18 protein-coding genes are annotated in these 17411 nt (G+C 71.8%); 9 read left to right on the top strand and 9 right to left on the bottom strand.

Annotated elements, in window-relative coordinates; all coding sequences use genetic code 11:
• Positions 1–6 precede the first annotated feature (6 nt).
• On the top strand, positions 7–1152 hold the full coding sequence (locus tag BFF78_RS20745; RefSeq protein WP_069779747.1) for a hypothetical protein: 1146 nt from the start codon (positions 7–9) through the stop codon (positions 1150–1152).
• 30 nt (positions 1153–1182) lie between these two features.
• On the opposite strand, the gene BFF78_RS20740 is transcribed toward BFF78_RS20745, so the two are convergent.
• On the bottom strand, positions 1183–2427 hold the full coding sequence (locus BFF78_RS20740) for an amidohydrolase (RefSeq protein ID WP_069779746.1): 1245 nt from the start codon (positions 2425–2427) through the stop codon (positions 1183–1185).
• Between the two features lie 388 nt (positions 2428–2815).
• Between BFF78_RS20740 and BFF78_RS20730 the strand changes: the two genes are divergently transcribed.
• Positions 2816–4159, top strand: coding sequence for a helix-turn-helix domain-containing protein (locus BFF78_RS20730; RefSeq protein ID WP_069779744.1), 1344 nt, complete (start codon positions 2816–2818; stop codon positions 4157–4159).
• Positions 4160–4169: 10 nt separating this feature from the next.
• Here BFF78_RS20730 and BFF78_RS20725 read toward each other — a convergent pair whose 3' ends face one another.
• Complete coding sequence (locus BFF78_RS20725; RefSeq protein ID WP_227025894.1) at positions 4170–5012, bottom strand: hypothetical protein; 843 nt, start codon at positions 5010–5012, stop codon at positions 4170–4172.
• A 554-nt stretch (positions 5013–5566) separates the two neighbouring features.
• Here BFF78_RS20725 and thrS point away from each other — a divergent pair.
• Together thrS and BFF78_RS20715 are read left to right on the top strand one after the other, a co-directional pair.
• A complete protein-coding gene (thrS, locus tag BFF78_RS20720) occupies positions 5567–6793 on the top strand; it encodes a threonine--tRNA ligase (RefSeq protein ID WP_069779743.1) in 1227 nt (408 codons plus the stop codon).
• A gap of 40 nt (positions 6794–6833) precedes the next feature.
• Positions 6834–7802: a nucleoside hydrolase gene (locus BFF78_RS20715; protein WP_069779742.1), complete on the top strand. Its 969-nt coding sequence runs from the start codon at positions 6834–6836 to the stop codon at positions 7800–7802.
• Between the two features lie 17 nt (positions 7803–7819).
• On the opposite strand, the gene BFF78_RS20710 is transcribed toward BFF78_RS20715, so the two are convergent.
• Positions 7820–8542: a DUF4142 domain-containing protein gene (locus BFF78_RS20710; RefSeq protein WP_418346668.1), complete on the bottom strand. Its 723-nt coding sequence runs from the start codon at positions 8540–8542 to the stop codon at positions 7820–7822.
• Positions 8543–8768: 226 nt separating this feature from the next.
• On the opposite strand from BFF78_RS20710, the gene BFF78_RS20705 reads away from it, so the two are divergent.
• Positions 8769–9458 (top strand): DUF6445 family protein, encoded by a 690-nt coding sequence (locus tag BFF78_RS20705; RefSeq protein ID WP_069779741.1) that lies wholly within the window; start codon positions 8769–8771, stop codon positions 9456–9458.
• Positions 9459–9505: 47 nt separating this feature from the next.
• Here BFF78_RS20705 and BFF78_RS46290 read toward each other — a convergent pair whose 3' ends face one another.
• Entirely contained in the window at positions 9506–9646 is a 141-nt protein-coding gene (locus BFF78_RS46290; protein WP_159033036.1) for a hypothetical protein, read from the bottom strand.
• 552 nt (positions 9647–10198) lie between these two features.
• Here BFF78_RS46290 and BFF78_RS46285 point away from each other — a divergent pair.
• A complete protein-coding gene (locus tag BFF78_RS46285) occupies positions 10199–10576 on the top strand; it encodes an RDD family protein (RefSeq protein ID WP_069779740.1) in 378 nt (125 codons plus the stop codon).
• Between the two features lie 4 nt (positions 10577–10580).
• Here BFF78_RS46285 and BFF78_RS20695 read toward each other — a convergent pair whose 3' ends face one another.
• Together BFF78_RS20695 and ctaD are read right to left on the bottom strand one after the other, a co-directional pair.
• Entirely contained in the window at positions 10581–10925 is a 345-nt protein-coding gene (locus BFF78_RS20695; protein ID WP_193433504.1) for a cytochrome C oxidase subunit I, read from the bottom strand.
• Complete coding sequence (gene ctaD, locus BFF78_RS20690) at positions 10922–12640, bottom strand: aa3-type cytochrome oxidase subunit I (protein WP_069779739.1); 1719 nt, start codon at positions 12638–12640, stop codon at positions 10922–10924. Before ctaD ends, BFF78_RS20695 begins: the two co-directional genes overlap by 4 nt.
• A gap of 138 nt (positions 12641–12778) precedes the next feature.
• On the opposite strand from ctaD, the gene BFF78_RS20685 reads away from it, so the two are divergent.
• From BFF78_RS20685 to BFF78_RS20675, 3 genes are all read left to right on the top strand, one after another.
• On the top strand, positions 12779–13480 hold the full coding sequence (locus tag BFF78_RS20685; RefSeq protein ID WP_335755338.1) for a DUF4328 domain-containing protein: 702 nt from the start codon (positions 12779–12781) through the stop codon (positions 13478–13480).
• Between the two features lie 108 nt (positions 13481–13588).
• On the top strand, positions 13589–14254 hold the full coding sequence (locus tag BFF78_RS20680; protein ID WP_193433503.1) for an SDR family NAD(P)-dependent oxidoreductase: 666 nt from the start codon (positions 13589–13591) through the stop codon (positions 14252–14254).
• Positions 14255–14360: 106 nt separating this feature from the next.
• A complete protein-coding gene (locus BFF78_RS20675; protein ID WP_069779737.1) occupies positions 14361–15308 on the top strand; it encodes an MIP/aquaporin family protein in 948 nt (315 codons plus the stop codon).
• 7 nt (positions 15309–15315) lie between these two features.
• Here BFF78_RS20675 and BFF78_RS20670 read toward each other — a convergent pair whose 3' ends face one another.
• The 3 genes from BFF78_RS20670 to BFF78_RS20660 form a co-directional block, all read right to left on the bottom strand.
• The gene (locus BFF78_RS20670; protein WP_069779736.1) at positions 15316–15681 is read right to left on the bottom strand and encodes a winged helix-turn-helix domain-containing protein; all 366 of its coding nucleotides are present in this window, start codon (positions 15679–15681) and stop codon (positions 15316–15318) included.
• The gene (locus BFF78_RS20665) at positions 15678–16154 is read right to left on the bottom strand and encodes a hypothetical protein (RefSeq protein ID WP_069779735.1); all 477 of its coding nucleotides are present in this window, start codon (positions 16152–16154) and stop codon (positions 15678–15680) included. Before BFF78_RS20665 ends, BFF78_RS20670 begins: the two co-directional genes overlap by 4 nt.
• A gap of 118 nt (positions 16155–16272) precedes the next feature.
• Complete coding sequence (locus BFF78_RS20660; RefSeq protein ID WP_069779734.1) at positions 16273–17364, bottom strand: PucR family transcriptional regulator; 1092 nt, start codon at positions 17362–17364, stop codon at positions 16273–16275.
• Positions 17365–17411: the final 47 nt, after the last annotated feature.

Below are 17411 nucleotides of genomic sequence, written 5' to 3'. Positions count from 1 at the left end.
GGGACGATGCCCGGAACCGTGCTGCTGCTCGCGGCCTCGCCGCTGGGCCGGGGGTGCCTGGTGAACGCGGCCGGTGTGCTGCCGGTGCTGGCGGCCGTCGCCCCCGCCGTGCTGTCCGGCACCGACACCGCGCACGTGGTCGAACTCGTCGACCCGCTGGAGCCGCAGGCCGTGCTGACCCGGCTGCGCGCCGCGGCCGCCGCGCCCGGACCGCTCACCCTGTACATCGCCGGGCAGCTGCAGCTGGACCGGCGGCAGCGGCTGCCGCATCTCGCGCTGGCGCGCACCACCCCGGCCACCGTGCGCTATACCGGGCTGCCCTGGCACTGGGTGCGGGAGGAGCTGCGGTTGCGGTCGGCCGTGGACACGACGCTCGTCGTGGACCTGTACGCGGATGACGAGGCTTGGCGCCACGTCGCCGAGCGCGGGCTGGAATGCGGGCCCAGCGCCGCCGTCTACGGTCGTGTCGTGGGGGCTTCCGGGCGGCGGGGGCCGGCCGAGCCGGCGTACATGAAGGCCGTGGCGACGCTGCTGAGGAGCGGGTACCGGCCGCCGCTCGCCGAGCTGCACGAGCAGGCGATGGCTCGGGTGGGGGAGGTGGCCGCGGGCCGCAGTCTGGTGTTCGCCCACCCGCCCGTCCGTCCCGGCGGGCTGAACGGCCACCCGCGGAGCCCGGCTGCCGCCCTCGTGCTCCACGCTCCGGTCACCGTCGCTGCCGCCCCCGCAGCCGTCGACCCCCACGCCGCCATCACCACCCAAGTCCAAGCGGGCCGCTACCCCGAGGCCGATGCGCTGGCCGCGCGGCACGAGGTCGCCGCCGTTCGTTCGTACGGCCCCGGGTCCGAAGAAGCGCTGCACTGGGCGGAGGTGCGGGCGGATCTGGCGATGTTCGCGGGGGATCCGGTGCGCAGTTGCCGGGCCTGGCTGGGGGTTGCCGGGGCCCGGCTGGGGGCGGGGCAGCCGGTGGACTCGCCCGCGGTGGAGGCGGCCGTGGACCGGGCGCACCACCAGTGGGGCCGGATCACGGAGGCGGCGCCGGCCCGGGAACTCGGGTCGGCGCTGGCGGAGTTGCGGCTGCGGGTGCCGGGCCGTCGGCAGGGCGCGCTGGAGAACGTGCGGCGGCAGCTGCGCCAGCTGCAGGCGGCCCCCTGAGGGCCGTAGGGCCCCGCAGGTACTCCCGGGTCACGCCACCGACAACAGTGCCAGGGCCCCGGAGACGAGGGTGCGGACACCCGGGGCGACCACGGACAGGTCGGGCGCGAAGTGCGGGCTGTGGTTGCTCGGCACGGCCGCGAGTTTCTGCGGCAGGGTGTCACCGGGGGCCTGGTCCCACACCTCGGCGGGGGTGGTCGTCACGAACCAGTACGAGTACGGGATCGCGCCGTCGAGCGCCAGGTGCGGGAAGTCCTCGCTGCCCATCGCCGGGCCCGGGTCGAACACCGTGCCCGCGCCGAAGACCTCCTCGTGCACGGCGGCCACGGCCCTGTCGGTGTCCGCGTCGTTGACGGTCATCGGGAAGGTGCTGCCGATGGTCACCTCCGGCTCGCGCGGGCAGCCGGCGGCCAGGCACTCGCCCCGCGCGATACGCCGGATCGCGGCCAGCATCCGCTGCCGTACGTCCTCGGACTGGGTGCGCAGGTTCAGCGAGATGCGTGCCTCGGACGGGATGATGTTGTGCCGGATGCCGGCCTCGATCCGGCCCACGGTCAGCACGGCCGCGTCACCGGCGGCGATCTCCCGCGACACCACCGTCTGCAGCCGGGTGACGAGATAGGCGGCGGTCACCACGGGATCCACGGTCGCCTCCGGGCGTGAACCGTGGCCGCCCCGCCCGTGCACCACGATGTCCACGTCCGTCGCCGCCGACATGATCGGGCCCGGCGCGTGCGGGTACAGGCCCGCCAGGCCCGGCGCGGCATGCTGGCCGAGCAGGACGTCCGGCCGGCCGAACCGCTCGTACAGCCCGTCCGCGACCATCCGGGCCGCGCCCCGCCCGCTCTCCTCGGCCGGCTGGCCCACCACCAGCAGGGTGCCCCGCCAGGTCTCCCGCCCGGCGGCCAGCGCCTCGGCGGCCCCGGTCAGCCAGGTGACGTGCAGATCGTGCCCGCAGGCGTGCATCACGCCGTCCGTCTCGGAGGCGTACGGCAGCCCGGTCTCCTCCTTGACCGGCAGCGCGTCCATGTCGGCGCGCAGCAGCACGGCCGGCCCGTCCCCGTTGACCAGCCGCCCCACGACCCCGGTGCCGCCGACCCCCTCCGTCGTCTCGAACCCGGCGCCCTTCAGTCGCCCGGCCAGCGTCCCGGCGGTGCGGTGCTCGCACAGGGACAGCTCGGGGTGGCGGTGCAGGTCCCGGTAGAGGTCCTCCAGGTCCGGCACCGGGAGGTCGGAGGTCAGGTCCAGGGCGGTACGGGCGGCGGGAGAAGTCACGGGGCCAGCGTATGCGGGCCGGGCGCACGGGAGCCCCCGTGCGGGGGATCAATTCCGTCCGCGTGGTGACCGGTTGTGCGCCCGTACGAGGGGGGAGGGCGGCGAGGCCGCCGGTCTCCCCGCCCTCGTCGCGGCGGTGGGGGCGGGGGTCGCCGCGTGGGCCGGGCCCGTGTTCGCCGCCGTGATCAGTGCCGCCACGGCCACCACCGCTGCGGCGACGCCACGGACATACTTGGTGTTCTGCCGTTCGTAGGGTGCGGATGTACGTTCGTGCACGGCGACCTCGCTACACGACAGCGACGTATTAAGCATGCTTAAGTTGCCGTTTAACCTAGGGCTGGGCGATGCGAACGGCAAGGGGAATCAAGGGAGTTGGGGGGAATCGGGGATGCGCGAACGGGATGATCCCGAGGTCGTCGGCAGGCGCGTACAGCAATTGCGCATCCAACGCGGGCTGACCCAGCGACAGTTGGCGGAGCCCGCCTACACACCCGCCTACATCTCCACCCTGGAGGCGGGCCGCGTGCGAGCCTCCGACGTGGCGCTGCGGCACATCGCCGGCCGGCTCGGCGTGGCCTTCGAGGAGCTGGCCGTCGGCCGGCCCGCGCATCTCGCCACCGACCTCAGGCTTCGGCTCACCGAGGCCCAGCGGGTGCTCGCCGACGGCCGGGCCGAGGAGGCCGCCGTGCAGTACGCGGCGCTGCGGGAGGAGGCCGAGACCCATGGGCTGGGCGGCGAGCAGGCCAGCGCGCTGCTCGGGCTCGGTGAATCCGCCCTGGAGACAGGTGAGCTGGCCAAGGCCCGGGAGTTCTTCGAACGGGCCGAGGACTGCCTCGCGGACCAGTCGCTCCCGGTGCGCGTACCGGCCGTCCGCGGCCGCGCCGTCTCCCACTACCTCGCCGGTGAACTCCGCTACGCCGTCTACCTCCTGGAGTCCACCCTCGACGACCTGAACCGCGGCGGACTGCACGACCCCGACGCCCTGCTGCTGCTCTACGCCAGCGTCATCGGCCCGTACATGGACATGGGCGCGCACGCCCGCGCCGCCCAGGCCGCCGAGTTCGCCCTCGCGCTCGCCCCGCGGGCCGCGGACCCCGCGCTGATCGCCCGGATGCACCGCTCGGTGGCCCGTACCCTGATCGCCGAGGGCCGGGTCGCCGAGGCCGACGCCTCCCTCGCCAAGGCGGCCGAGCTGTACCGCCAGCTGCAGCTGCGCACCGAGCTGGCCAACTGTCACTGGATGCGCGGTTACGTCTGCGTCCAGAACGGCGAACTGGAGCGTGCCGAGGCCGAGTTGCGGCAGGCGTACGCGATGCTCTCGGAGAGCCGGGCCGCGCTGTACCGCAGCCAGGCCGCCGTGGAACTGGCCGACGTGCTGCACCGCCGGGCCAAGTCGGAGGAGGCCGCCGTACTCCTGGAGGGCGTCCTCGGCGACTTCTCCTCCGAGCGCGGCGCGGTGCACGCCGCCGCGGCCCACCGACTCCTCGGCATCATCGCCGAGGACGCCCGGGACACCGAGGCCGCCGAGGAGCACTACGTCCGTGCGCTCAGCCTGCTGGAACGCGCGGGCGCGGCCGGCGACCTCGCCGACCTGTGCCGCCTCCTGGGCGACCTGCTGCGCCGCACGGGCCGTATCGAGGCGGCCCTGGACGCCTACCGCACCGGCCTCGGCCACCGCACCGCCCCGGGCACCACCACCCTGGGCCCGGCCCCGGCCCAGCCACCGCTGTGAGCCCCCGGGGTCAGACCTGGGCCCGGCCCTGCTTGCGGATGTCCGCCAGGCGCAGGGCGCCGATCTGGACGGCGGCCTGCGTCGCGTCGTTCGGTGGTACGCCGCCCAGGCAGGCGTTGGTGAGCGCGAACGCGTCCTGGCCGACCCGGACGGCGGCCACCTCCACCCTGAGCAGGGCCTGCGTCCCGTCCTTCGCCGTGGCGGCGAGGCTGACCCGCAGCCCCTGGCGCGCGTCCCCGACCTGCGGCAGCGGGGCCGCGGTGACCTGGACGTCCTCCTGGATCCCGGTCCCGGTGGTGGCCGTGAACCGCGCGCACCGCGCCGGCATGGTCCCCAGCCAGCCGAGGGCCTTGTCGACGTCGGCGGGGCGGCGGGCGGCGATCTGGTAGCGCATCTGGGCGTTCTTGTCGGCGTCGTCGATGCCGACGGCGACTCGGGCGGGGCCGCCGAGGAGTTCCTCGGTGTAGAGGGCGTCCAGCAGAGGCTGGCAGTCCCCGGCCGTGGTGGTCGCCTTCAGCAGCCCGTCCTGCCAGGTGGCCGCCCCGCGGGTCGCCGTCCAGGGGGCGCCGAGGTCGTGCTCGTTGATCAGCGCGGCCTGCGCCTGCTCGTCGGTGAGCGTGGAACCGTCGGGCCGCGCGGGCGCCTTCGGCGTCGGGGTCGGCTTGTCGATCGCCGGAAGCGGCTGGGTCGCGGTCTCCGGCTGCCGCAGCCCGAACGCCGCGCAGCCGCCGACGACGATGAGACCGGCGGCGATGAGCGAGAGCTGGACGCGTCGGGGGAGGCGGGCCAGGCGGCGGATACCGGGCAGACCGGCGAGACCGGGGTGACCGGCGAGAGGGGGGAAATGCGGCATGCCCGGGCCGCCTGGATCGTGAAGGCCCGGAAAGCCGTGGCGGTACGGGGTCCGCGGGTCCCGGGAGCCGTGGCGGTCGCGGCGCTTCGGGGCACGGGGGGCGCGCGGGCGTATCGCGGGGATCATCGAGTGCCTCCTGAGCGCTCGGGCCGGTGGGGTCCCGGTCGGCGGAACCCTGCTTGTGGTGCGGTGGGGTGGTGCGGCGGCCGTGGTGTGGCGGCCCTGGTGTGGCGGCCGTGGTGTGGTGCCTTCTCTCACGGCACCACCGTCCCGCCCGCCCCACCAGCGCTCCGGGCCGTCCGGGTGAGCGGTCCGCCCGATCCAGGTGAGCGGCTCCCGAACTCGGGTGGGTGACCCGCGAAAATGCCTCGTCCCGCGGCTTCGCCGCCTGCTACGGTCCCCGTATGCAGCGCGCCCAGCAGTGCCAGAGCACGACGACGCCGGACACCGTCCCGGCGCGCTGACACCTGACCAGCACCGAAGCCCCGGGGCGAACGCCCCGGGGCTTGTGGCATGTCACGGGGCGAACGCCTCTCCGACAGAGGAGCCCCCCCATGAACGACCTGCTGCCCGACCACCGCCGCCTCGGCCGCGAACTCGGCCTGTTCGGCACCGACCCGCTGATGGGCGCCGGCCTGCCGTACTGGCTGCCCGACGGCGCGGTCGTACGGCACACCCTGGAGGAGTACATCCGCGAGGCCGAACGCCGGGCCGGATACCGCCATGTGTACTCGCCCGCGCTCGGCAAACGGGAGCTGTACGAGATCTCCGGGCACTGGGACCACTACAGCGACGACATGTACCCGCCCATGAAGCTCGGCGCGGACGAGGTGGTCCTGCGGCCCAGCCTGTGCCCCCACCACGCCCTGATCTACCGTTCCCGCTCCCACAGTTACCGGGAACTGCCCCTGCGCATCGCCGAGCTGGGCAGCATGCACCGTGCCGAACTCTCCGGCGTCCTCGGCGGTCTGACCCGCGTCCGCGCCATCCAGCTCAACGACGCGCATATCTTCTGCACCCTCGACCAGGCCGTGGAGGAGGCCCGCGCCGCGCTTGAGCTGATCGCCCGCGTCTACGCCGACCTCGGCATCGAGGCCGTACGGCACCGCCTGTCGCTGCCCGGCGAGGGCGGCAAGTACGTCGCCGACCCCGAACTGTGGCGCCGGGCGACCGGGCTGCTGCGGCAGGTGCTGGACGCATCCGGCATCGGCTACGAGGAGGCGGAGGGCGAGGCCGCCTTCTACGGCCCGAAGATCGACGTCCAGATCGCCGACCCGGCCGGACGCGAGTCCACCCTGTCCACCGTGCAGATCGACTTCCACCAGCCGGCCCGCTTCGACCTGCACTACATCGGCGCGGACGGCGCGAAGCACCGCCCGGTGATGGTGCACCGCAGCATCATCGGCAGCGTCGAGCGGGCCGTCGCCCACCTCATCGAGGCGCACTCCGGCGCCTTCCCGGCCTGGCTGGCGCCGCTCCAGCTGGCCGTCCTGCCGGTCGCCGAGGAGCAGGCGGAGCAGGCGGCGGAGGTCGTACGACAGGCCCGGGAGCTGGGCCTGCGGGCGGAGCTCGCCGACCCCGCCGAGGGCAGCCTCGGCGCCCGGATCCGCGCCGCGCGGCTGGTGCCGTACCAGCTGGTGATCGGTGCCCGTGAGGCCGCGGCGGGTCTGGCCGCCGTACGGCTGCGGGACGGCCGCAGGCCCGGTGAGCTGCCGGTGCCGGAGCTGCTGTCCCGGATCGCCGCACGGGTCGCCGCACGCGGTGCCGCCCTGTGGGAGTGACCGTGGTGATCTAAGGTCGGCTTGACGGAAGGAGTCCGCCGTGACCGGTCAGCCCATCCCCGTGATCATCGACTGCGACACCGGTGTCGACGACGCCCTCGCCCTGCTGCTGGCGGTGCGCCACCCGGGCCTCGATCTGCGGGCGGTGACCTGCGTGGCCGGGAACACGGACGTGGACGGCGTGGTCCGCAACACCCTGACCGTGCTGGAGCAGGCGGGCGCCCCCGACATCCCGGTGGGCCGGGGCGCCGAGCGCCCGCTGCTCGAACCGGCGCGCTCGGCCGCGCATGTGCACGGCGCCGACGGCATGGGCGACCTGGGCCTGCCCGCGCCCGGGCGCACCGCGTCCGAGCTGGACGCCGTGACGCTGCTGCGCCGCGAGATCCTGGCCTCCCCGCGCCCGGTCACCCTGATCCCCACCGCGCCCCTGACGAACATCGCCCTGCTCCTGCGCACCCACCCGGAGGTGACCCGCAACATCGAGCGGATCGTCTTCATGGGCGGCGCGGTGTCCGTCGGGAACGCCACGCCGGTCGCCGAGTTCAACGTCTGGCACGACCCGGAGGCGGCGGCGATCCTGCTCACGGCCGGGGTGCCGATCACGATGTACGGCCTCGATGTCTTCATGCAGGTCGTCGTGGACGCCCCGGACGTCCACCGGTTGCGGCAGAGCAGCGACCCCGGTACCCGGCTGGCCGGTGAACTCCTCGCGCACCGGCCGACCACCCAGGGCGAGGAGCCGGAGGCGGAGGAGGCGGGCGGCCTCGGCGACGCGGGCGCGGTGTGCGCGGTCGCCGATCCGCAGGGCATCACCACCCGCCGCCTGCCGGTCGAGGTCTCCCTGGCCCCCGGCCCGTCCCGGGGCCAGACGATCGTCGACCGCCGCCCCCGCCCCGGCGAGTCCGAGATCCACGAGGGCAGACGCGAACAGGCCCTGGTGGACGTGGCGTTGCAGGTCGACGTGGACCGCTATGTGAAGCTGTACCTGGAGACGGTGGAGCGGCCCTAGGGGCGGTCACCGGACACTCAACGCACGGTAGGGCTGGGACTCGGTCCCGCCGGCGCGTTCCCGCCGGCCAGCCCGTTGATGTCGACCGGCGTCGACGTGGCGTTGGGCGGTGGCGTCAGCACCACCTCGGGCTGGCCCGCCGCGGGCGGTGGCGGCGTCAGGTCGGAGTTGGGCAGTTTCGGCGGGGTGGTCTGCTGGAAGATGGTCTGGTCGAAGTCGACCAGACCGGTCTTCTCCATCACCGTCATGTGGTCCAGCACGGTGTTGTTGGCCTGGTCGGCGAGGGCGCGCACCAGCGAGTTCTTGGTGGTGGACCGGATCTTCGAGATCGTGTTGAAGATCGCGCCGTGCGTCATCCGCAGGATGTTGGCGAAGTCGCTGTCGAACTTCTTCCCGCTGTCCGCCTTCAACTGGCTGACGAAGCCCTGCTGCTGGGGGCTCGGCAGGTCGGGAAGGGTGATGTTCAGCATCGGCGCGATCTTGCGGCAGGTGGTGTCCAGCGCCGCGTGCCCGTCGACCAGGTGCTTGCTGGCCGTGATGACCGCCGGTGTGGTGCCCTTCTGCAGCCCGATCTGCCCCACCGGGTACTCCCACAGACCGGCCGCCCGCACCTTCACCACGAAGTCCCGGTCCTGCTCGGTGAGCGGCCCCCACTGGGTGTTGGCGATGACGCGGTCCTGGGCGGTGGTGACCTTGTTCAGACCGAGCATGCTCGGATAGGCGAGTGCTACGAGGGTCATGGCCATCGCCCCTCCCACGAAGAGGGATCCCGTCGCGTTCCGCGAAAAGCGCACCGTGCCTCCTGCCCGGGTCGTGAAGCCGCCGCGTGGCGGTTCGGACACACAGCAGTACGGATGCGGAGGCCGTTCGTATCTGTGCGGCAGGTAAAGAAGAGTTGACCAAACCTCGGGAGAGTTGACCATTACACGGGAGAAGGCAGACGAAACGCGGGCCTAGATTCGCCGCATGCCCCCACAGCCACCACCGCCCCGCATGCCCGCAGCCCTCCCCGTGCTGCCCTACCGCAAGCCCACCAAGGGCCGCGACTACTGGGTCGTCGACGACGCCCTGCCCGGCGTCGACGCCGTACGGGAGCGGTGCCTGGCCAAGGACGACTGGGTCAAGGGCTACCCGTACACCTCCGAGACCTGGCCCGGCCTGCGCGCCATGCCCGGCCTGGAGCCCGGTGAACTGGCCCGCATCGAGAGCCTGGTGAAGAAGGCCACCGGCGCGAAGGAACTGTGGGTGCAGCAGGCGCCCGGCGGCGGCACCCTGAACCACAACTGCGTCCAGGTGGTCGGCGAGGGCGAGAGCGAGCCCCGCCCGCACACCGACTCGCGTGCCCTGTGCCGGTACGCGGCCGTGCTCTACCTCAACCCGGACGTCCCCAAGGACTGCGGCACCGCCTTCTACCGCCAGTCCCTGCCCGGCGGCCGACTCGGCGGCAACATCGTCCAGGCCCCGCACAACAACCTCGTCGAGGCCCTCGGCACGCGGTTCGTACCCGGCGACCACTTCGAGGAAGACGTCCGCGTCCCCCACAAGTACAACCGCCTGCTCCTCTACAACGCCAACCTCGTACACAGCGCGACGCGTTACCACGGCAAGACGCTGGAGGAGAAGCGCATGACGGCGGTCTTCTTCTGGATGGCCTGAGCCCGCACGGCATCAGGTGAGAGGCCGGTTCGACGGGCGGTGAGGGCTCATCCGCTCTGCACGGAGTCGCCGTTCTCATCCGTCACGGAGGCGATCTTGCACGGCACGGGGCCGTCCGGGAGGCTGTTCACCGAGGCGGAGGGATTGCCGTCCGACGGCTGGTCGGTTGCCGTGGCCAGCGGTTCCACCGTACCTATGCACCAGCTGCCGCTGCCACCGTAGCGGTCGAGGCGGTGTTGGCCGTCTTGGCCGCGGAGAGTGCCCCGGTCAACGCGAGGCACAGGGCAGCCGGCAGGGCGAGCGAATTCCTGATGCGCATGAGTGTCTCCCGTGGATGGAGAGTAATCGTGCGGTGCTTCGGCATGCGCGGAATTCGATGACAACGTTAACGGCCGTGCGGGAAGCCGCAAGTTGTTCTTGGGGCGGGATGGGCTTCTTGATCGAGGTGCGACGAACGCGGCCCTGTGCTACGCCTGAAAAGTAGGTGTAGGGAGTCGGCCATGATCGCGAATTCAGGTGAGCGTGGAAGGCGGGGGCAGACGTCCGAAGCTCCGTCCGTCGAACAGGGGTCCTGGCAGCAATGGTCGTCACGTTCCAGGCCGGGCGTGTCCCCGGCGCCACCGTCCACCCTCCCGGCAGCAGTAAGCCCCTCGGCGTTCGTGTCGGCGGGCACGTGCACGAACTGCGGGCAAGCGACCGGGGGCGAACCGACTTGTCAGTTCTGCAATCAAGTCCAGTCCATGCCGCCCGGAATAACCCTGTCCACCGCCGGACTGCGTTTCGGCGGCTACCTTCTTGAGTCGGTGATAATCGTCTGTACCCTGTGGATCGGCTGGCTCATTTGGGCGTTGATAGTCTTCCAGTACGGTCAGACGCCCGCCAAACAGCTGCTGCACATGCGAGTCATTCACATTCCGCAGCATCGACCTGCTCGATGGTGGAGAATGTTCTTCCGCGAATTCATCGCGAAGACCCTCATCGGTTTCCTTGCCGCCTTCACCCTCCTGATTCCGTACTTCTGGCTTCTGTGGGATCGAAACCGGCAGGAACTGTGGGACAAAATGGCCACGACGCTCGTCGTGACCGACCAGCGTGATCAGCTGAGCCGGCAGCCGTGACAGTTCACAGCACCAGCAACAACGCCGCCACAGCCATCCACCCCGCACACACCGCCAACGTCACCGCCACGCAGCGGACGCGGAGGGTGTTGTAGCGGCGTTCGTACTCGGTGCGCAGGGATGCGCAGCGGGAGGCGATGCGTTCCAGGTCGGCGCGGGCCCGGTGCAGGGTGTCGGTGACGTAGCGGCGTTCGATCTCCTCGCGTTGGGCGGTCGTCAGCCAGTCCATCGGGGCGACGAACGCCCGTGCGCGCTGTTCCGCCTCGGCGATCCGGGCCTGCCAGAGCAGGTATCCCTCGACCTCGTTGGCGAGGGCGCCGTCGGGCCCCCGCCGTGGCAGACCTGTCACCCCTGCCCTCGGTCGGTCCGCGCCGGGAGCTGGTGCTCGTGTTCCGCCATCGCGATGTCGGGGTGGTGCAGGTCGAACGCGGGGGACTCGCTGCGGATCCGGGGCAGGGTGAGGAAGTTGTGGCGTGGGGGCGGGCAGGAGGTGGCCCATTCCAGGGAGCGGCCGTAGCCCCAGGGGTCGTCGATGGCCACCGGCTTGCCGTACTTGGCGGTCTTCCACACGTTGTAGAGGAACGGCAGCATCGACAGGCCGAGCAGGAAGGACGCGATCGTCGAGACCGTGTTCAGGGCGGTGAAGCCGTCGGCCGCCAGGTAGTCGGCGTAGCGCCGCGGCATACCCTCGGCGCCCAGCCAGTGCTGGACCAGGAAGGTGCCGTGGAAGCCCGCGAACAGCATCCAGAAGGTCATCTTGCCGAGCCGCTCGTCGAGCATCTTGCCGGTGAACTTGGGCCACCAGAAGTGGAATCCGGCGAACATCGCGAAGACGACCGTACCGAATACCACGTAGTGGAAGTGGGCCACCACGAAGTACGAGTCGGAGACGTGGAAGTCCATCGGCGGGGAGGCGAGGATGACACCGGTCAGACCGCCGAAGAGGAACGTGACCAGGAAGCCGGCCGACCAGAGCATCGGGGTCTCGAAGGACAGGCTGCCCTTCCACATCGTGCCGATCCAGTTGAAGAACTTCACCCCGGTGGGGACGGCGATCAGGAAGGTCATGAAGGAGAAGAAGGGCAGGAGCACGCCGCCGGTGACGTACATGTGGTGGGCCCACACGGTCACGGACAGACCGGCGATGGAGATGGTCGCGGCGATCAGGCCCATGTAGCCGAACATCGGCTTGCGGGAGAACACCGGGATGATCTCGCTGACGATGCCGAAGAACGGCAGGGCGATGATGTACACCTCGGGATGGCCGAAGAACCAGAAGAGGTGTTGCCACAGCAGGGCTCCGCCGTTGGCGGCCGTGAACACGTGGGCGCCGAACTTGCGGTCCGCCTCCAGCGCGAACAGCGCGGCCGCCAGGACCGGGAAGGCCAGCAGGACCAGCACGGCGGTCAGCAGCACGTTCCACACGAAGATCGGCATGCGGAACATGGTCAGACCCGGGGCACGCATGCAGATGATCGTGGTGATGAAGTTGACCGAGCCGAGGATGGTGCCGAAGCCGGAGAAGGCGAGCCCCATGATCCACATGTCGCCGCCCACGCCCGGGGAGCGGACCACGTCCGACAGCGGGGAGTAGGCGAACCAGCCGAAGTCGGCCGCGCCCTGCGGGGTGAGGAAGCCGCCCACCGCGATGAGCGAGCCGAACAGGTACAGCCAGTAGGCGAACATGTTCAGCCGCGGGAACGCCACGTCCGGGGCGCCGATCTGCAGCGGCATGATCCAGTTGGTGAAGCCGGCGAACAGCGGGGTGGCGAACATCAGCAGCATCACGGTGCCGTGCATCGTGAACAACTGGTTGAACTGCTCGTTCGAGATGATCTGCAAGCCGGGCCGGGCCAGCTCGGCGCGCATGATCAGCGCCATGACGCCACCGGCCAGGAAGAACGCGAACGACGTCGCCAGATACAGCGTGCCGATCGTCTTGTGGTCGGTGGTGGTCAGCCACTTCACCACGACACCGCCGGGCTGCCTGCCCCTGACCGGCACCTCGCTCTCGTACGAGACCTCGGCCGCGGCGGCACCATGGGGTTCGTTGAGGATGCTCACACCTGCATCCTTGCTGCGGGGCGGCGCACTCGAAGCCCTGAGCGGCCGACGCGCGGCCGTTCGCGTGACGGATGCACACGGATGGCGCAACCGCACCGTTGCCGGTGGCCCGCGAGTTCCGTACGACAGGATGATGTCGTGACCGAACAGATGGATCAGCCGGCCGCCCGCCCGCTCGCGCATCGGCCCGTTCAGGTGTCCGGGCAGCTGGCTGCCGGGGGATTGGTGGTGGCCGGGCTCGCCTGGGTGGTGCGGGGGGTGTGGGAGGTGCGGCTCGCCCGTGCGGGGGAGCCGGACGCCGGGCCGCCGGATCAGGGCAACGGGGTGCACCGGCCCCTCAACGCACTGGAGAACTCGTACCACTTGGTGACGTCGATGGGGGACGTGCTCGTCTTTCTCTGCGCGGCGCTGTTCCTGTCCTGGCTGTGGCGGCTGCGGGAGAACGCGCGGGCACTGTCGGGGGACGCGCCGAAGTACCTGGGGATCTGGGTGTATCTCGGGTGGATCGTGCCCGTGGTCAATCTGTGGTTTCCGCGGGGGATCGTCGTCGACGCGTTCCGCGCCGGCGCGCCCGGGCGGAAGCTTCCCGGCTCCGTCGATGTGTGGTGGGGGCTGTGGCTGATCGGGATGCTCAGTGGGGTGGGGATCGTCTGCCGCGACTCCACCGACCAGATCATCGGGCGTGCCTACAGCGAGGTGTGGCCGCTGCTGGTGTCCGACACCGCCGTGGTGGGGGCCGCCGTCGCCGGGGCCTTCGCGGTACGGGCCGTCACCGCCGTACAGGTGGAGCGGTTGCGCGGGGCGCGGGCGGCCGGGAGCCAGGTGACCGGGGTCGTGTAGCCGTCGGCGCACCGGCGGTGGCCCGGTCTCCGGCGGCAGACCGGGCGAGGGGCCGTCGGCGAAAGTCCGGTGTGTGCGGCGGTACGGCGTGCGGTACGGATGGACGGCATGAGCAGTATCGCCATTGTGGGTGCCGGGCCGGGGCTCGGGGCCGCTGTCGCGCGGCGGTTCGGACGGGAGGGGTTCGCCGTCGCCCTCCTCGCCCGGGACCGGGACCGGCTCGACACGCTGGTGCGGGACCTCGGCGGGAGTGGCGTCCTGGCCCGGGGGTTCCTCGCCGATGTGCGCAGGCCGCAGGAGCTGACCGGGGCACTGGGGCGGGCGGCGGACGAGATGGGGACCATCGAGGTGCTGCAGTACAGCCCCGTGCCGCACCGGGACTTCATGCGGCCCGTGCTGGAGACGGGGCACCGGGATCTCGTCGGGCCCATCGAGTTCTCCGTGTACGGTCCCGTCGCCGCCGTGCAGCAGGTGCTGCCGGGCATGCGGCGGCTGGGGCGCGGGACGATCCTGTTCGTCAACGGGGCGACCGCCGTTCTGCCGCACACCGAGCGGGCGGGGACGTCCATCGCGTTCGCCGCGGAGAGCGCGTACGGGCATCTGCTGCACGAGCGGCTCGCGGGCGAGGGGATCCATGTCGCGCAGCTGGTGATCCCCGGGGCGATCACGCCGGGGCACGCGCGCAAGGATCCGGTCGTGCTCGCGGAGATGCTGTGGGGGATGCACCGGGACCGGCACGGTTACCGGCACTTCGCCGACGACCTCGACAGCTGACCTCCCATGGCCTTCGGTGCTGACTGGGCACCGTCAACCTGCGGGGTAGGGGTTTGTACGCCAATATGGGGATGTTGGCCGTATTGCTCTCTTCAAGGGGGCCTCCGTGGCTGTCGAAATCCCCGCGATCATCAAACCGTCCCGGCTCCGAAGCCGGGGCGGGCTGCTGGGCGAGTGTCTCGCCGAGTTCCTCGGGACCCTCGTGCTCATCGCCTTCGGCGCCGGTGTGGTCGCGATGGCGGTCGCCGCGCTGCCCGGCTCGGGCCGTGCCGCCACGCCCCTCACGATCTTCCTCGCGGCCGGCGACTGGCTGCTGATCGCCTGGGGCTGGGCGTTCGCCGTCGTCTTCGGCGTGTACGTGGCGGGCGGGGTCAGCGGCGCGCACATCAACCCGGCGGTGACGCTGGCGATGGCCGTGCGGCGCGGCTTCCCCTGGGCGAAGGTGCTGCCGTACTGGTTCTCGCAGGTCGCCGGCGCGCTCACCGGCGCGGCGCTGGTCTACCTCGTCTATCACGACGCGATCAGCGCCTACGACCAGGCGGCGCCCGGACCGAAGGTGAACGGGCACACGAACGCCACCTTCTCCATCTTCGCCACGTTCCCGGCGGCGTACTTCCACGGTGGCGTCTGGGGCCCGCTGATCGACCAGATCGTCGGTACGGCGTTCCTGCTCATGCTGATCGCGGCCGTTCTCGATGTGCGCAACCAGGCCGTGAAGGCCAACCTCGGGCCGCTGGTCGTGGGCCTCGTCGTCGCCGCGATCGGCATGTCCTACGGCGCGAACGCGGGCTATGCCATCAACCCGGCCCGTGACTTCGGGCCGCGCCTGCTCACCTACGCGGCGGGCTGGAACAGTCTGGCCTTCCCGGGCAGTGTGTCCGGCTTGTACAGCGGCTACTGGTGGATCCCGATCGTCGGCCCGCTGATCGGCGGCGTGGTCGGCATCGTGGTCTACGACCTCTTCATCGGCGATGTGCTGCTCGTCCGGGCGCAGTTGCAGCAACTGCCGGAGCCGGGGCGGGCGACTCAGGTGCGCACCGCCGAGGAGGAGTGAGGGTCCGTCACGTGCCGGGATGTTCCGGGGTGTTCTCCGGTTCGGCGCAGGTGGCCGCCGCCCGGCGGGCCGTCGCCGCGATCTCCTCCAGCGCCGCCAGATGGCGGGCGAGCGCCCTGCGCCCGGTGAGTGTGAGCGCGGCCCAGGTGCGCGGACGCTTGCCGAGGTAGCCCTTGCGGATGCCGACGTAACCCGCCTTCTCCAGTGCGGTGAGAGTCTTGCTCAGCGTGGAGTCGGAGACCTGGCAGTAGTCCCGCAGGACGGCGAACTCCGCCTCGCCGCACGCCGAGAGGTAGGCGGCCAGGGCCAGCCGGGTCGGGTGGTGGAGCTCGCGGTCGAGCGTGGGTGGCGTGCCGTGCCCGGGGCCGGTCATGCGGTGCCGCCCTGTCGCCGAAACGCGCGCAGCACGCGCTCGGCGCCGGTGGCCAGGCCGTAGGCGATCAGCCAGCCCGGTCCGCCGTACGGGATCGCGGCCAGCGCGCCTATGGCGAGGCAGACGAGGGGCGCCACCCACAGGTCCCAGGCCCCGCGGCGGGGCCCGCCGTCCCGGCTGAACCAGCGGGCCACGCCGCCATGGTGGGCGCCGGTCCAGATCAGTGCGAAGAAGGCGGCTGCGAAGGCCAGTCCGGTGAGCGCCAGCCACGTGCCGTACCGCGGCATCAGGTCGGACAGCCCGAGCGCGGTGAAGGCGGCGGCGAAGGTCAGGCCCTGGCCGATGTCGTAACCACGGGGCCTGGTCCGCTCGTTCGCCTCGCTCGCCCTGCGTGCCGCGGTGCGTGCGGCGCAGGCGGCGGCGAGCGCGTCCCGCGCCTGCCGGGCGTCCATCGAGTCCCCCGTGCTGTTCATGTGTGCCTCCGGCATTCGGTGTGGGGAGGGGCGATTGGTCGGCCGCCCCTCACGCATACCGACAGCATGGACAGTACTTTCCATAAATGCAAGTACTTTCAATCGATGGGAACCCGGGTCACAGCGGCCGGTTCGGCCAGTTCAGCAGTCGCGCGCCGATCACGGCCGTCTGGAGCATGTAGCGGTGGGTCGGGTCGGACGGGTCGGCGCCGGTGAGCTGGTGGATGCGTTCCAGGCGGTAGGTGAGGGCGCGAACGCTCAGGGAGAGGCGGCGCGCGGCCTCGGCGGCCACACACCCCGAGTCGAAGTAGGCGCCGAGCGTGTCCAGCAGGGGTACGGCCCCGCCGCGGGCCTTGGTGAGCGGGCCGAGCGTGTGCGACACCAGGTCGACCAGCGCCTGCCGGTCCCGGGCCAGCACCGGATAGACGAGCAGGTCGGAGGCGCGCAGCACCGGCCCGGCCAGGTCGAGACGGGCCGCCATCTCCAGCGCGGCGAGGGCCTCCTCGTACGACTGCACGACCCCGCCGGCGCCGTGCTGCGGGCGGCCGATGGCGACCCGCAGTGCTGCTCCGGCGGCGCCCGTCGCCGCGTACGCGTGCTTGGCGAAGTACAGGAGGATCTCGTCCTCGTCGCCGGGCGCGACGCAGATCAGCCGGCCGTTCTTGGTGGTGAGCAGGATGCTCCGGGAGTCGAAGCGGGCGAGTACGGCGGCCTCGACCCGGCGGGCGACCGGGCCGCCCTCGACGTAGACGGACGGGCCCTCGGCGACGGCCACCGCGTGCGCCCGGGACAGCCTGAGGCCGAAGCGTTCGGCGCGCTCGGCGAGCCGGCCCAGGTCGCTGCGGCCGTAGAGCAGGTCGTCGATGAACTCCCTGCGCGCGGCCTCCTCGCGGCGCACGGTGAGCCGCTGGGCGCGCTCGTAGCCCTCGGCGAACGCGTCGATCGCCTGCTCCACGGCGGCCAGTGTGGCCAGGCTGCTCTCGGCCGAGCCGGGCCCGGCCGGCCAGGCGGCGCGGGTGGCGGCCAGGTGGGCGACGACCAGGGCGCGCAGTCCGTGCCCGGCGTCGGCGGCCTGCTCGCCCAGGGTCCGCCGCGCCTTCAGTTCCTCCCTGGTCAGCCGCCGGCCGGTGGCCGAGACCTCGGCCAGCGTCCGGGTGAACCCGTCCAGATAGTGCTCGGAGTCATCGTGTATGTCGTGCTGGTCCCCCATGCCGGCCCCCGCCCCCGTGACCTTCCCCGTGGCCTGCCCGCGGCCAC

The organism is Streptomyces fodineus (genome assembly GCF_001735805.1).
GTDB classification, from domain to species: domain Bacteria; phylum Actinomycetota; class Actinomycetes; order Streptomycetales; family Streptomycetaceae; genus Streptomyces; species Streptomyces fodineus.
Note: the sequence above shows the minus strand (reverse complement) of the source record. Positions and strands in the feature narration are given on the sequence as shown.

Excerpts from the sequence above, each read along its gene's own strand:
- BFF78_RS20665 (WP_069779735.1), bottom strand. The coding sequence starts at position 16,154 with ATGAACAGCACGGGGGACTCGATGGACGCCCGGCAGGCGCGGGACGCG.
- BFF78_RS20725 (WP_227025894.1), bottom strand. The coding sequence starts at position 5,012 with ATGCCGCATTTCCCCCCTCTCGCCGGTCACCCCGGTCTCGCCGGTCTG.
- BFF78_RS20680 (WP_193433503.1), top strand. The coding sequence starts at position 13,589 with ATGAGCAGTATCGCCATTGTGGGTGCCGGGCCGGGGCTCGGGGCCGCT.
- thrS (WP_069779743.1), top strand. The coding sequence starts at position 5,567 with ATGAACGACCTGCTGCCCGACCACCGCCGCCTCGGCCGCGAACTCGGC.
- BFF78_RS20745 (WP_069779747.1), top strand. The coding sequence starts at position 7 with ATGCCCGGAACCGTGCTGCTGCTCGCGGCCTCGCCGCTGGGCCGGGGG.
- BFF78_RS20730 (WP_069779744.1), top strand. The coding sequence starts at position 2,816 with ATGCGCGAACGGGATGATCCCGAGGTCGTCGGCAGGCGCGTACAGCAA.
- BFF78_RS20710 (WP_418346668.1), bottom strand. The coding sequence starts at position 8,542 with ATGACCCTCGTAGCACTCGCCTATCCGAGCATGCTCGGTCTGAACAAG.
- BFF78_RS20670 (WP_069779736.1), bottom strand. The coding sequence starts at position 15,681 with ATGACCGGCCCCGGGCACGGCACGCCACCCACGCTCGACCGCGAGCTC.
- BFF78_RS46285 (WP_069779740.1), top strand. The coding sequence starts at position 10,199 with ATGCCGCCCGGAATAACCCTGTCCACCGCCGGACTGCGTTTCGGCGGC.
- BFF78_RS20705 (WP_069779741.1), top strand. The coding sequence starts at position 8,769 with ATGCCCCCACAGCCACCACCGCCCCGCATGCCCGCAGCCCTCCCCGTG.
- BFF78_RS20660 (WP_069779734.1), bottom strand. The coding sequence starts at position 17,364 with ATGGGGGACCAGCACGACATACACGATGACTCCGAGCACTATCTGGAC.